16 protein-coding genes and 1 pseudogene are annotated in these 13,388 nt (G+C 69.1%); 5 read left to right on the top strand and 12 right to left on the bottom strand.

Annotation, left to right across the window (positions count from 1 at the left end; all coding sequences use genetic code 11):
• Window positions 1-596: pseudogene (locus LZ495_RS14385) on the bottom strand (hypothetical protein); the annotation flags it as partial.
• A 477-nt stretch (window positions 597-1,073) separates the two neighbouring features.
• Window positions 1,074-1,385: a hypothetical protein gene (locus LZ495_RS44840; protein ID WP_235052558.1), complete on the bottom strand. Its 312-nt coding sequence runs from the start codon at window positions 1,383-1,385 to the stop codon at window positions 1,074-1,076.
• Window positions 1,386-1,449: 64 nt separating this feature from the next.
• Between LZ495_RS44840 and LZ495_RS44835 the strand changes: the two genes are divergently transcribed.
• The 3 genes from LZ495_RS44835 to LZ495_RS14365 all read left to right on the top strand — a co-directional run bounded on the left by LZ495_RS44835 (window position 1,450) and on the right by LZ495_RS14365 (window position 3,785).
• Window positions 1,450-1,833, top strand: coding sequence for a hypothetical protein (locus LZ495_RS44835; RefSeq protein WP_235052557.1), 384 nt, complete (start codon window positions 1,450-1,452; stop codon window positions 1,831-1,833).
• A 29-nt stretch (window positions 1,834-1,862) separates the two neighbouring features.
• Entirely contained in the window at window positions 1,863-2,894 is a 1,032-nt protein-coding gene (locus LZ495_RS44830) for a helix-turn-helix domain-containing protein (RefSeq protein WP_235052556.1), read from the top strand.
• Between the two features lie 90 nt (window positions 2,895-2,984).
• Window positions 2,985-3,785, top strand: a complete 801-nt coding sequence (locus LZ495_RS14365; RefSeq protein ID WP_235052555.1) for a DUF6585 family protein — start codon at window positions 2,985-2,987, stop codon at window positions 3,783-3,785.
• Window positions 3,786-3,835: 50 nt separating this feature from the next.
• On the opposite strand, the gene LZ495_RS14360 is transcribed toward LZ495_RS14365, so the two are convergent.
• The 9 genes from LZ495_RS14360 to LZ495_RS14320 form a co-directional block, all read right to left on the bottom strand.
• Window positions 3,836-3,997 carry an RICIN domain-containing protein gene (locus tag LZ495_RS14360; protein WP_235052554.1) on the bottom strand — a complete coding sequence of 54 codons (162 nt, stop codon included), beginning with the start codon at window positions 3,995-3,997 and terminating at the stop codon, window positions 3,836-3,838.
• A gap of 82 nt (window positions 3,998-4,079) precedes the next feature.
• Window positions 4,080-4,622 (bottom strand): GntR family transcriptional regulator, encoded by a 543-nt coding sequence (locus tag LZ495_RS14355; protein WP_235052553.1) that lies wholly within the window; start codon window positions 4,620-4,622, stop codon window positions 4,080-4,082.
• Window positions 4,623-4,642: 20 nt separating this feature from the next.
• A complete protein-coding gene (locus tag LZ495_RS14350) occupies window positions 4,643-5,053 on the bottom strand; it encodes a PIN domain nuclease (protein ID WP_235052552.1) in 411 nt (136 codons plus the stop codon).
• Complete coding sequence (locus LZ495_RS14345; protein ID WP_235052551.1) at window positions 5,050-5,256, bottom strand: type II toxin-antitoxin system VapB family antitoxin; 207 nt, start codon at window positions 5,254-5,256, stop codon at window positions 5,050-5,052. The genes LZ495_RS14350 and LZ495_RS14345 overlap by 4 nt, the downstream gene beginning before the upstream one ends.
• A gap of 106 nt (window positions 5,257-5,362) precedes the next feature.
• On the bottom strand, window positions 5,363-6,490 hold the full coding sequence (locus tag LZ495_RS14340) for an acyl-CoA dehydrogenase family protein (protein ID WP_235052550.1): 1,128 nt from the start codon (window positions 6,488-6,490) through the stop codon (window positions 5,363-5,365).
• Between the two features lie 16 nt (window positions 6,491-6,506).
• Window positions 6,507-6,992, bottom strand: coding sequence for a hotdog family protein (locus tag LZ495_RS14335; RefSeq protein ID WP_235052549.1), 486 nt, complete (start codon window positions 6,990-6,992; stop codon window positions 6,507-6,509).
• Window positions 6,989-7,531 (bottom strand): FAS1-like dehydratase domain-containing protein, encoded by a 543-nt coding sequence (locus LZ495_RS14330; protein ID WP_235052548.1) that lies wholly within the window; start codon window positions 7,529-7,531, stop codon window positions 6,989-6,991. Before LZ495_RS14330 ends, LZ495_RS14335 begins: the two co-directional genes overlap by 4 nt.
• On the bottom strand, window positions 7,528-8,694 hold the full coding sequence (locus tag LZ495_RS14325; RefSeq protein ID WP_235052547.1) for a CaiB/BaiF CoA transferase family protein: 1,167 nt from the start codon (window positions 8,692-8,694) through the stop codon (window positions 7,528-7,530). The genes LZ495_RS14330 and LZ495_RS14325 overlap by 4 nt, the downstream gene beginning before the upstream one ends.
• Before the next feature lie 17 nt (window positions 8,695-8,711).
• The gene (locus tag LZ495_RS14320) at window positions 8,712-9,899 is read right to left on the bottom strand and encodes an acyl-CoA dehydrogenase family protein (protein WP_235052546.1); all 1,188 of its coding nucleotides are present in this window, start codon (window positions 9,897-9,899) and stop codon (window positions 8,712-8,714) included.
• 405 nt (window positions 9,900-10,304) lie between these two features.
• On the opposite strand from LZ495_RS14320, the gene LZ495_RS14315 reads away from it, so the two are divergent.
• A complete protein-coding gene (locus LZ495_RS14315) occupies window positions 10,305-10,820 on the top strand; it encodes a DUF1016 N-terminal domain-containing protein (RefSeq protein WP_235052545.1) in 516 nt (171 codons plus the stop codon).
• Between the two features lie 2 nt (window positions 10,821-10,822).
• A complete protein-coding gene (locus tag LZ495_RS14310) occupies window positions 10,823-11,944 on the top strand; it encodes a PDDEXK nuclease domain-containing protein (RefSeq protein ID WP_235052544.1) in 1,122 nt (373 codons plus the stop codon).
• Window positions 11,945-12,316: 372 nt separating this feature from the next.
• On the opposite strand, the gene LZ495_RS14305 is transcribed toward LZ495_RS14310, so the two are convergent.
• On the bottom strand, window positions 12,317-13,243 hold the full coding sequence (locus LZ495_RS14305; protein ID WP_235052543.1) for a cyclase family protein: 927 nt from the start codon (window positions 13,241-13,243) through the stop codon (window positions 12,317-12,319).
• Between the last annotated feature and the right edge of the window lie 145 nt (window positions 13,244-13,388).

Raw genomic sequence — 13,388 nt, 5'->3', positions numbered from 1 at the left:
GCTGCCCGCCGGGGCCGCCCGCGCGCCGCCCGGGTGGGCCGTCCGCGGCGTTTCGGGCTTGGACGTCGTGCCTGGACTTCAGGCTTGGACGGTACGTCTGGCACTCGCGGTGTAGACCCGGTGAACCAGTACTCGGGGCGGCACTCGCCCGCACAGCGGTGCGACGCACGCAACGTCAGCAATTCGTGCAGCCGATGGGTGAGCCGGTCGCGGCTGTTCGCAGTCCAGCGGTGCCCCGAGGTGGGCCCAAGGCCGAGGTTCCGACCGCTGTTCAGGTGCGCGAGCACACCGTAACTCCTGGCGCCGTTCTGCTCGGCCAGGACGCCGATGCTCAGATCCGCCACTTGGCACCATGGCATGGACGAAGACCGGACCATCGTGTGCAGCACGAACCCGCCCGAGTCCGCGGTCAGGGCGGTCCGCGGCCCGCGGACGATCACCCAGAGCCCGCCCAGCAGGAACGCGTTCCCGAAGATCAGCGCCCCGAGCAGTGCGCTGATGAAGTACAAGCCGAGGCCCAGGCCCATGAGAAACAGCCCCATGACATAGAAGCCGACGGTGCCCACCTGGCCGGTGTACCGGACCCTTTCGACCACAGCGGCCCCCCTCGCGCGCATCCGCCGTGTGCGGGCTATGGGAGCGGGGAGCTTAGTGATCATCATCGGACCCTTCAAGGGGTAACGGCCGCGACCTGCGGGAACTGCCCGATGCTGGCCGTCAGGTGGGCGCTTGCATCATGCTGGGGCGGCCGGTCGGCGGACCGGGGCCGATCCTGCGGGGGAGTGAGGCGTCGTGCGCGTACGTGTATGGGTGCCGAGACGCGGCAGCCGAGGTGTTCCGGTGGCGTTCGCGGTCGGGGTGCTGGCGGTGGCGCTGCCGTTCGCGCTGCTGTCGCCGCAGCCGGGCGGCGGGCGGCGGCCCGTGCGTACGGTCACCGACCAGGGCTTCGGGACCATGCAGCCGGTAAAGCCCGAGGTGGTCGCAGCCACCCAGGGGACGGTGCCGCTGCCGGTGGGGACTTCGGGGGCCCCGATGGCCGTGGCGACGCAGGGCCCGACAGCGACCAAGGCGCCTCAGCCGCCGCCGCGCAGCACGAAGACCCCGACGGGGAAGCCGACGACCAAACCGAAGTCACCCAAGTCCACGGCCAGGACGCCGACGAGGCCGCCGACCCGGAAACCGACCAAGACGCCGACCAAGCCGGCGGGCCGGACCCCGGCGAAGACGACTGCGCCGGGGCACGGCACACCGGCCCAAGTCCCGGCCACGGCCGCGGCATCGCGGACCACCGCCCCGTCGACCAGTGGTTCGCCGAGCAGTGGTTCGCCCGCGACTCCGGCTCCGGGCACGTCCTCTGCCACTCCATCGACGTCGCCGGCGTCCACGGCGAAGTACCTGGGCCGCCCCGACTTCGACGGCTACTGCCGCGCGACCGGTCAGGGCACTTCCGTGCTCAAGTACCCCGAGTACCGCGCCTACGGCTGGCGCTGCACCGAACAGGTCGACGCCATCGGCAACGACGTCCAGGACGTCTGCGAGTGGACGTATCCGGACACGCCCATGACCAACCGGCTCGAGAACTTCTTCGACGCGTACACCTGGGAGTGCTGGCGTTCCACCCGCATCCTCGGGCCGATCGACTTCCCCGCCTACTGCCGGGCGATGGGCTACGTGGGAGCGGACCGGAACGGCGATCACGCGTACGCCTGGTCCTGTACCGGAGGTGTCGGCATCAACACCCAGCACGCGTGCGCGCTGCTGTACGAAACCACTCCGGTGGTCAGCCGGTTCCAGAACTTCTTCGACGCCAACTCGTGGTCCTGCCGCGCGTGACGCAGCCTGATGCAGAGAGGAACGCCGCGGTGCACGAAGTCCCCGGCAAAACCGGCCGTCCGGGTCGCGAACTCGATCCGGAAGCCGGGCCGTTGGCTGCGTTCGCGTACGACCTGGCCGCGCTGCGCCGCGATGCGGGCCTGACGGTCCGCCAACTCGCTTCCCGCGCCTATCTTTCCAGCGGCGCGATCTCCACCGCCGCGAACGGCCGGGCGCTGCCCACGCTCGAAGTGACCCGGGCCTACGTGGCCGCCTGCGGCGGGGACGTCGCCGACTGGGAGGCGCGCTGGGGCGAGCTGGACGCGGCACGCCGCAACGGGACCGAACTCACCGAGCCGGCCGAGCCGGTCGTGTCCGTGGTGCCGGACGTCTCGGTGGTCCCGGCCGTCTCGGCCACGGTGCTGGAGCCGGTCGAACAGCCCGCCGCACTCGCTCCGTTCGTGCCGACATCCCCGGCCTCCGCCGACCGGCACAGCGCGCGCTACGCCTTCATCCCCGCACGCGGCCTCGGCCGCCGCCTCGCCGCGGCCATGGCCGGCGCGGCGGTCGCGCTCACCGCCGTGCTGCTCGTACTCGACGGCGACGGCGGGGACGATTCCGCGGCGACCGCCGGCACGCCCGCGGTCTTCCTCGGCGCCCCCGACTTCGCCGGCTACTGCGAGGCGGCAGGCCGCGGCACCGCGGTGTCCGGGTCCACCGCGTACGACTGGCACTGCACCGACCCGAAGGGCGAGCCGCCGGCGCCTGCCGCGCAGGACGTCTGCATGTGGTCGTACGGCGACGAACGGGCCATCGACCGCATCGCCGACTTCTCCGACCCCGGCAGCATCGAATGCTGGTCGGTCACCCGGGAATTGGGCCGCCTCGACTTCGACGCGTACTGCCGCAAGGCCGGCTACGGGCGGGCGGTGCAGGTCCGCGACACGGTCTACGCCTGGTACTGCAACGGCACCCGGGGCATCGACAGCCAGGCGGCCTGCGCGCTGCTGTACTCGGTCACCCCTGCGGTGAGCAGGTTCTCCGACTACAGCGACCCGAACTCATGGACGTGCCACGCCTGATGAGTTGTTCACCGCAATCGTGAACGCGTCCCGTCAGCCCTGAACACCGTTTGTATGGCCGCCGCCCCGCCGCCCCGCTACGAATTCCGTATGCATACCACCGGAGGACGTTCGCAACCGCCGCCGCGGGTCAGCGAGGCGGCGGACGCCATGCAGATGGGGCGCTACTACGGCGAATACAAAGCCGAGTACCAGACCGCGGACGGCTTCGCCGCGCTCGTCTTCGCGGGCATGCTCGCCGGCGGGGTGTACGGCGCCACCCAGGCCCCGCTCAAGGACATCCTCGTGGTCGTCCTCGTCGGCGGGGTGGGCGGCGCCATCGGCCTGTTCTGGAAGACGGTCGTGGTGCTGCGCGAATGCCGGCAGTGGGTCTACGTCTTCGACTCCGGGTTCGTGTACGTGACGCCGAGCCGGATGGAGATCGTCCCCGAAGCCCGCATGATCGGCGTCGAGACCCGCGTCGTCCGGCACCGGGACCAGAACTACGACGAACACGAGTACACCGTCCGCCTCATGGACGGCGGCTCGGTGGTGCTGACCGACCGGTTCCCGGACGTCGAGGACCTCGGCGAACGGCTGGCCGAGATCTCCTCGCGGGCCCGCGTCCGCAACCGGATGGCGGCCTTCCGCGCCGGCGAGGACCTCCGCTTCGGCATCCTGACCCTGACCCGGGCGGGCATCGCCTGCGAGGCCGGCATCCTCACCCCGCGCGAGGTGCTGCCGTGGTCCGAAGTGAAGGAAATCCGGCAGAACTTCGGCGAGATCAAGATCCTCAAGAAGGGCGGATGGATGGCCTGGCGCGTGGTCAAGATCAGCGACATCCCGGACCTGCGGATCTTCCTCAAACTGGCCGGGACCTTCCTCCAGGAAGAGCACGGCCGGGACCTCTGAGCCACCAGGCGGCCGCCGCAAGCCCGCGACGGCCGCCCGCGTCCGCTACGTCACACGGTGTCCCACGGCACGTACCAGTTCGAGCCGTCCTGGTGCTTGCAGTCCCACTGCTGAGCCCGCGCGCCGTTGGAGAGCGACGAGTCCTCGATCTCCAGGCACTTCCCGCTGCTCTTGTTGATCACGATGTTGCCGCGCGTCCCCGGCTTGATCATCGTGGCCACCTCGATCGGCCGCCGGAGATACCTCGACCAGTTCCCTGTCGAGCAGGAGCACCTGGCCACGTGGCCGTCGCGGTCAGCCGAGCCCCATCTCGTAGCGCAGGCGCTGACGGTGCGCCGGCATGACCATCAGGTCCACCTGGATCGCTCGGCCGTCCCGGTCCAGGGTGGTTCGTGTCAGGCAGAGCACGGGCGAATGGCGGTCCAGAGCGAGAGCGGCCCGTTCCTCGGCCGAGGGGAGGCGCGCTGTGACGTCTTCGCGGATGTGCGTGCCGACATGACCGAGTTCGGCCAGCAGCGAGATCGCGCCGCCGCGGATCTTTGCGGTGGCGGCGAGCTGCGTGCCGCCGGCGATGGCGGCCGGGTAATAGGTGTCGGTCACCTCGCAGGGTTCGTCGTCCAAGAGCATGAGACGCCTGCGGACGACGACCTTGTCCGTCCCCGACTGGCCGAGCAGCTCGGCCACTTCGGCAGGGGCGGCCACCTCACCGGCGTGCAGGATCCGTTGGGTGCCCCGCCGCCCGGCCGCTGCGGCCTCGGCGGCCCACGCATCCGAGCCGGATCCGCGTTGCGGAGCCACGTAGGGCATCGAGCTGCTCACCCAGTCCGAGGCGTCCATGATTCCTCCTGCCGCCGGGGTCAGAGGCTGCCGGGAGGGCTCAGCCACTGGGTCGGTTGGCCGGTCACCTTGGCGATCGTGTCGAAGTCCGCGTCATAGTGCAGCACGGTCAGGCCGTGGAAGCGGGCGCAGGCCGCGATGAGCAGGTCGGCGATGCCCGGTCCCCGATGGTGGCCGATGCGGGCGAGCTGACGTTGGGTGTCCGCGATCGACGACCAGGCATCGTCGGGCATCCGAGCGTGCGGGAACCCGGCTTCGAGAGTGTCCTCCAGGATCTCGAAATCCGCCCAGGATCGCGCCGAGTAGAGGATCTCGGCTTTGGTCACCTGGCAGAGGCGGATCTCTCCGGCGTCCACCCAGTCGTCCCAGACGGACTCGACCAAAGGCAGGCCGACCCGTACGAAGGCGCTCTTGTCGGCAAGGAAGCTCATTCCCAGACGCGTCCCTCGAACTCGGGGTCCAGGAGTTCGTCGAAGGCTCCGGCCTTGGCCATCTGCTTGATGCGCCGCTGCGCTGCGCGGGCGGCGGCCTGGCGCAGGGCCTCGTTCACGGTGTCCTTCTTGGTGGACGTGCCGAGCTCGGCGGCGGCAAGTCTCAGCAGCCGGTCGTCGATATCGATGACAGTCCTGGCCATATCCACTCCCGTATATCTCGCTGCGTATATCCATACTGGTGCAGATGTGGATATCGCGAGAACGCCGAAGGGGCCCGGCTCGGTCGGCCGGGCCCCTTCGGGAGTGTTACGCGTCCAGGATCTGCTTGGCGATCAGTTCTTCCAGGTAGCGGTCGTCCCACCAGTTCAGCTGCAGGGACTTCGCGCGGCGGAAGAAGAGCTGGACGTCGCATTCGACGGTGAAGCCCATGCCGCCGTGGACGTGGACCGCCAGGTCCGAGACCTCGCGGTACGTCTTGCAGGCGAAGAGCTTGGCCATCGGGGCCAGCTTGGCGACGTCGCGGCCGTTGTCGCGGGCCCAGGCGGCTTCCCAGACCAGGGTCTCGGCGCCGTCGACGGCGGTGACCGCGTCCGAGAGGTTGTGCGCGATGGCCTGGAAGGCGCCCAGGGGCTTGTCGAACTGCTGCCGGGTCTTGGCGTAGTCGACGGTGATCTCCAGGACGCGGCGGGCGCCGCCGACCGCGAGGGCGGCCAGGAGGATGATGCCGTCGTGCAGGACCTCGGACCACACGGGCCAGCCGCCGTCGACGTTGCCGACCACCGCGTCCGGGCCGACGCGGACGCCGTCCAGGTCGAGGCGGTGCTGCGTGTCGGAGGCGACCGTGCGCTGGGCGGTCAGGGTGACGCCGGCGGCGGTGGGGTCGAGGAGGAAGAGCGTGATGTCCTCGGCTCCGGTGCCGGTGCGGGCGAGGACCAGGATGCGGTCCGCGGAGTTCGCGTACGGGACGTGGCGCTTGACGCCGGACAGCACCCAGCCGTCGCCGTCGCGGGCGGCGGTCAGGGCGACGCCCTTGGGGCCGTAGCCGCGGTCGGGTTCGACCCAGGCGGTGGTGACCACGGCGGAGCCGTCGGCGATCTTCGGCAGCCACTCCTGGCGCTGCTCGTCGGTGCCCGCCGCGGTGAGGACGCCGCCGGCCATGACCGAGCTGGCGAAGTGCGGCGACGGGGACAGGGCGCGGCCGAGTTCGTCGTAGACGACGACCGCGTCCAGCATGGACATCTGCGACCCGCCCCACTTCTCGGGGATGGTCAGGCCCACCAGGCCGCTCTCGCCGAGCTTGGCCCAGAAGCCCGCCGGGTAGCCCTTCTCGTCCTCCTCCATCGCCCGCACCACGCTCAGGTCGGCGTGGCGCGCGGCGAGGCCGCGCACGGTGTCGCGGAGGACTTCCTGCTCCTCGCTGAATGTCAGGTCCATCGAAGGCCCTCCCGCGTCACGGGGCCCAGCGCTCGCCGCGCCGGTCCCAGGGGTTGTCATCGGCCGCGGTCGGCACGGCCACGCGTGCCTCGCAGGTGGTCTTGGGCTTGCCGTCCACGGTGAGCGAGACGTCGAGCTTCACCCAGCCGCAGCCGTGCTCGTCGGTCTCGACGCCGGTGACCGTGGCGTTGTAGACCATCGTGTCGCCCGGGAAGACCGGTGAGGTCATCCGGAAGACGACCCGGCCGATGCGCCCGGTGGGGCCGGTCCAGTCGGTGAGGTACCGCTCGAACCAGGCGCCCTGGTTGGGGGTGTTGAGGAAGATGTCCTGCACGCCCTGGCGTTCCACCGCGAACTTGTAGTCGTGGTGCATGGGCCGCCAGTCGCGCGACGCGAGCGCGCCGAGGATCACCGTGGTGGCGGTGACGTCGTGGGACAGCTCCGGGAGGGTGTCGCCGACCTTGACCTGGTCGAGGGTCAGCGGGGTGGCGGTGGTGGTCATGCGGTTGCCTCCCGGCGGTAGCCGTAGCCGGTGTACGACTCGGTGCCCAGCAGGTCGCCGTTCTGGTTGTGGTACTCGACGTCGATGACCCAGAAGCGGCCGATGCCGAGCTTGGTGCGCTTCTCGCCGCTGACCGACTTGAGCACCTGGCGGGACGTCACGTAGTCGCCGATGCGGACCGGCTCGTAGAAGACGTTGGTGTTGTCGGTCATGATCGCCTCGGGCAGGCCGAGGCGCTTCTTGAGGTCGAAGTGCACCTGGAGGGACAGCTGTTCGCCCTCCGCACCGGGCGCCCAGTAGTGCGGCCGGGCGTACGCGGAGATCAGGCTCGGCGGGGAGATGGGCCCGCCGGTGATGTCGTCCGCGACCTTGGCGTCCCAGTAGATGGGGTTCGCGTTGAAGACCGACGCGCAGCTGGTCCACACGTAGCCCTGCTCGACCGGGAACGCGGCGGTCTTCTCGTACTGGATGGCGCCGATGAGTGCCGCGACGTCCTCGGGGAGGGTGTCGTCCAGCGGTGCCTGGGGTGTGTCTGTCACGCCACCACTCCTTCGTCGCGTAGTGCGGTGATGCGGTCGGCGGCGAAGCCGGCCGCGGCGAGCAGTTCGTCGGTGTCGGTGACGTCCGACTCGCGTACCAGGTACGGGTCCTCGGCCGGGACCATGCCGGCCAGCACCGCGCCGATCTGCCGGAACGTGCCGTGCGTGGGGTGCTTTGCGGTGGCGAACGCGCCGCGCGCCGCGAACTGCTCGTCCGCGACCAGCTCCGGGATGGAGAGCACCGCGGAGACGCAGGTGTCGGCCGGGGCGAGCTCGGCCACCCAGGTGTCGCGGTCCTTGGTGCGGAACACCGCGGCCATGTCGCGCCGGATGTCGTCCTGGACCGCGTCGTCGTTCTGGTGCCGGGTCCACTTTTCCAGGCCGAGCAGCTTGCACAGATTGGCCCAGAAGCGCGGCTCGATCGACGCGACGGCGAGCCATTTGCCGTCCGCTGCCTGGTAGTTGTCGTAGCAGGCGTAGCGGCCGAGCAGCAGGTTGGAGCCGACCTCGACGTCCGCGCCGGTGGCGAGGTGCTCGTCCACCGACAGGGCCATCAGGGCCAGGACGCCGTCCGCGACCGACACGTCGAGGTGCCGGCCGAGGCCGTCCTGCTGCCGGTGCAGGAGGGCGGCGAGGACCGCGATGACGGCGTGCATGCCACCGCCCGCGCTGTCCGCGACCGTGGCGCCCGGGATGGGCGGCCGGCCGTCGCCGTCCTTGCCGGTCAGGTGCAGGAAGCCGCCGGTGCCCAGATAGTTCAGGTCGTGGCCGGCGTGCTGCGACTTGGGTCCGGACTGACCGAACCCGGAGGTCGAGCAGTACACGACGCCCGGGTTGACCGCCGAGACGGCCGCGTACCCGATGCCGAGCCGGTCCACCACGCCGGGCCGGAAGCTCTCGATCACCACGTCGGCCTTGGCGGCGAGCGCGAGGAACGCGTCGCGGCCGTCCGGCGCCTTGATGTCGAGCAGGACCCGCTTCATGCGGCGGTGTGCGCTGTACGAGAAGAAGGGAGGAGCGATCTGCACGCCGCTCTTCGCGGGGACGGGGCCGACCTTCACCACGTCCGCGCCGTAGTCGGCGAGCCAGCGCGAGGCGCGGGCCGCGGGGCCCACACTCGCGAGATCCAGAACGGTGACGCCTTCGAGGAGCTCGCTGCCCATCGGGGTCCAGGTCTCCGTCAGAAGTTCTTCGGGAGGCCGAGCTTGCGACGGGACAGGATGTTCTTCTGCACCTCGGAAGTGCCGCCGCCGATGGTGTCGAGCACCGTGTAGCGGTACGTCGACTCGGCGCGTCCCTTCATCGGGGCCTCCTCGGTGCCTACCTTCAGCTGGGCGCCGGGCCCGCCGAGGTCCATCGAGGCGTTCGCGAGCCGCTTGGACAGCTCGGTGGCGTACAGCTTGTACTCGGACGCCTCGGTGGTGGGCGGCGCGCCGCCCTTCTCCGCGGCGGCCACGACCCGCAGGCCGAGCAGCCGGGCGACCTCGGCCTCGGTGGCCAGCGTGGCCATCTTCTGCCGGACGACGGGGTCGGCGCTCATCGGCTCGTCGTCGCGCGTCGCGCCCTTGACGTAGTCGGTGAGCAGGTCGAGGCGCTGCGCGATGGGCGCGAAGGAGAACATCGTGAAGCGCTCGAGGTCCAGGGCCTGGGATATGTACTGGAAGCCCTTGTTGAGCTCGCCGACCACGTAGTCGTCGGAGACGAAGACGTCGTCGAAGAACACGTCGTTGGTGCGCTCGTCGCCCATGGTCCAGATGCCGCGGATGGTGATCTGCGGGTGGTCCAGCGGCACCAGGAACAGCGTGATGCCGTAGTGCTTGGGGGCGTCGGGGTCGGTTCGGGCGCCGACCCAGTACCACTCGGCGAAGTGCGCCGAGGTGGTCCAGGTCTTCTGGCCGTTGAGCACCCAGCCGCCGCGGCCTTCGTCGCGGACCGCGCGGAGCTTCATGGACGCGGCGTCCGAGCCGGCCTCGGGCTCGCTGTAGCCGACCGCGAACTCGACCTCGTTGCGGAGGATCTTGGGCAGGAACTCGGCCTTGAGCTTGTCGCTGCCCACCGCGAGGAGGGTCTTGCCGATGATGCCGACGCCCTTGCCGATCTGCGGGCCGCCGCGGCCGGCGAGGGCCTCGTTGAGCACGTACTCGTAGATGCCGTCGCCGTCCTGGCCGCCCCATTCCTCGGGCCAGGTGATGCCGAGCCATCCGCGGTCGGCGATCTTGCGCATGAAGGCGCGGCGGGCAGGGGTGTCGACGATCTGGGCCATGTTCTCCCGGGTGACGTCGAACACCTCGGGATCTTGGTTCTCGTTGAGGAAGCGCTCCACTTCTTCGGCAAAAGAGCGCTGGTCGGGAGTCAGTTCGAAGTCCACGGCACCTCCTGGGGGCGCGCGTGCAGAGACCGACGGGAGGTACACGAACGCCGGTCACCACGGAAACCTGACGGACAGTCAGATCAACGTAGCACCGGGTCAAGATCAAATCGAGGGACGCGGCAATGATCTTGTGAGAAAGATCAAGAATTTCCGACGGACCGTCAGATCGCTGGTATCAGGCTCGCGGGGAGGGCCGCCCGGCCTCCGAATCCACCCTCGCCACCCTGGCGTACCCCGCCACCACCCGCGAGTGCGCCGACCATGCAGAAACGTTGCCTCTCTCATCACCGCGCGCGGTCGTCACTCCGACGTGGGGCGCACAACCCCGGATCTATGCGGGCGCTCGGGTGACTCCGGTTTGTTCTCCCGCGGCGGTGGGAACGGATGCTCGACGTTGTCGGCATGACGCGTTATCCGGACACATTCAGCGCCGCCGATGAACCCGAACTGCCGCCTACGTATGGCGAACTGCATGGCGCGGTGGCAGCAGAGGTGGCCTACGCCCCGATCGGCAAGGTCATCGGCCCCAACCCCGACGCCATCCGCCGCTACTGGCGCATCGGCCGGGCGATCAGCATGTGGCAACTCCGCGAGCACGCAGGCCAGCGCCTGTACGAGCGCCTCGCCCGCCAGCTCGCCCGCGAGTACCCGGACCGCAAGGGCTTCTCGGCCGGCGCCCTGCGCAACATGCAGTCCCTCGCCGAAGCCTGGCCCGAGGGCCTGGGCCTCCGCGCCGTCACCCGCCTCCCGTGGGGCCACATCGTCGTCCTCCTCGACGACACCCTCACCCGCGCCGAACGCGACTTCTACGCCGGCCGAACCGTCGAGTACGGCTGGTCCCGCAACGTCCTCATCCACATGATCGACATCGACCTCCACAGCCGCGACCTCGCCGACGGTGAAGCGGAGGAGAGCTGACCATGTCCAAGCCCGTGGACCACAACTCCGAGAACGAGGGCCTGGCCGGCGTCGCGCTGCCTGCTTCCTACACGGAGATGCTCGACGACATCCGGGGCGAGATCGCGACTGCGCAGTCGCGGGTCGTCAGGGCCGTCAATGCCGAGTTGATTGCGCACTACTGGCGCATCGGCAAGATCATCCTGGATCGGCAGCGGCAGGAGGGGTGGGGCACGAAGGTCATGGATCGCTTGGCTGTGGACCTTCGAGCCGAGTTTCCTGAGCGGACAGGCTTCTCCCGGACCAACCTCAAGTACATGCGGAAGTTCGCAGCATTGTGGCCGAACGGAATTGGTCAACAGGCTGTTGACCAATTGCCCTGGGGGCACATCACGATCTTGCTAGGCAGCCTCGACACCCGCGCCGAGCAGGACTTCTACGCCGCGAAGGCAGTTCAGCACGGCTGGTCGCGCGCCGTCATGACGCACATGATCCGGAGCGGACTGCATCTGCGCGAAGGCGTCGCACTGCACAACTTCGACGCTGTGGTGCCGGAGCAGTCGGACTTGCTCCGCCAGATCACGCGCGAGCCGTACAACCTGGAGTTCCTGCGGCTCGCCGACGACCATGCCGAGCGTGAGCTCGAGGACGCGCTCGTCGCCCAACTCGTGGCTTTCCTGCAGGAGCTCGGGGTCGGCTTCGCTTTCGTGGGGCGCCAGTATCGCCTCGACGTCGGCGGCGACGAGTTCCTGATCGACCTGCTCTTCTACCACCTCAAGCTGCACCGCTACGTCGTCATCGAGCTCAAGACCGTCAAGGCCACGCCGGAGCACATCGGCAAGCTCGGGTTCTATGTGGCGGTGGTGGACGACCTGGTCCGCGACAGCTCACGCGACGATCCGACGATCGGGATCCTCATCGCGGCAGGACGCAACGCTTCGGTCGTGCAGTACGCCTTGAACAACTCGCGCCAGCCTATGGCGGTGTCCACCTACGGTGCGCTGACGCCCGAGATGCAGGCACTGCTGCCTAGTGCGGACGATCTCGGGCGGGTGGCCCGGCGGGTACTGGAGGCGCGAGGTGAGTCCGTGGAGTTGCCCAGGCCGCGTGAGGGCGACGAGTCTAATGGGTCAACAAGTTGCTGACCCATTAAATGAGCCCGTTGGTCGCGAGCTGCCACGGCCGGTGTCACGCCAAGTTCCTGGCCAAATTGTCCAGCAGCCTGTTGGACAATTTCCGCGGTCTCGTGGCGCGATCGAACGAATCCGATCTGTGATCGGACTCAGGTGTTGACCGATCGTCAAGTGGTGATCACCCTAGGTAGGGCGACCTTCTGCGAGGGGACGTCGAGGCGGTGCGGGTGCTCGGAGGGTCCGTGGTCTCCTTGGCGAAGTGGGGTCGCCACAACGCCGGATGACGGCGTTTCAGCCGGGCTCGGGGCCGGGTCGAAACGCCGTCATCGGGCGTTGGCGGAGCTGTTCGGTTGTGGTGCGTCCGGTGCCCGTGGGGCTCGCGTGCTACTTGATGGCGATGGGGTTCACCGGGGTGCCGACGCCGCCGACGAACGGCTGGGGGGAGGCGTCGAGGAGGAACTCGTAGACGCCGTCCGCGGCGCAGTCCGCGGAGAGTTCTTCGAGGTTCCAGTTCTGGCCCTGCAGCATGCCCATCTCGACCAGGTGCAGCGCGTGGACGGCCATGAAGCAGTCCTCGATCTCGGGCGGGAAGACCTCGAAGACCACGGTGTCGTTGGCGACCGCGGCCACGTCGCGGGCGTGGAACCACTCGGGGCAGCGGACCGAGAGGCCCGGGCCGTAGAAGTAGCCGTCCCGGTCGCCGCCGAGGTACTTGGTGATCTGGCCGGTGCGGACCAGGACCACGTCGCCGGCCCGGACCTTGACGTTGCCGAACTCCTCGGCGGCTTCCAGGTCCTCGGGGGTGACGGCGTACTCGGGGTCGAGGATGTCGACGCCCTTGGCGCGCGCGACGTCGAGCAATACGCCACGTGTCACCAGCGACTTGATCTTCTCGATGCCCAGGTTGACGGCGCCCGCCTCGGCGGTGACCGACTCCTTCGCGGAGAAGCCGTTGTAGAGGCGGTCCTCGTACGTGGCGTGCGTGAAACCGTCCCAGTGGGTACCCGCCTGAATGCCCATCACGACGGAGTCGTCGCTCGTGGCGACCGTGCCGGGGCCGAAGACTTCGTGGTTCACGAGGAAGGTGGTGCGCTTGGGGTTGTCGCGTCCCGGGATCATCCCGTTCTGGATGCCGTCCTCGCGCAGCTCGACGGCGAGCGAGAAGCGCTTGCCGGTCTTGACGCAGGAGGCGGCGGCCTTGACGACGTCGTCGGTGATCAGGTTCATCGTCCCGATCTGGTCGTCCTTGCCCCAGCGCCCCCAGTTGTTGACGCGCTTGGCCAGTTCGTAGAACTCGGCGGGCATGGGCATCGCGGACCTCCTGGGCAAGCCTGGCTGTGGGGTGCGGCACTCTACCCGTAGAAACTAACGTACCGTCAGATACTGTCGGGAGAGGCAGTTCTCACATGGCGTCGATCAAGATACGGCGACCATGCTAGGGACCAACAGGGCCGTT

The organism is Yinghuangia soli (assembly GCF_021502675.1).
GTDB classification, from domain to species: Bacteria; Actinomycetota; Actinomycetes; order Streptomycetales; family Streptomycetaceae; genus Yinghuangia; species Yinghuangia soli.
The sequence above is the reverse complement of the archived record's forward strand: the minus strand, read 5'-3'. Positions and strand labels throughout refer to the sequence as shown.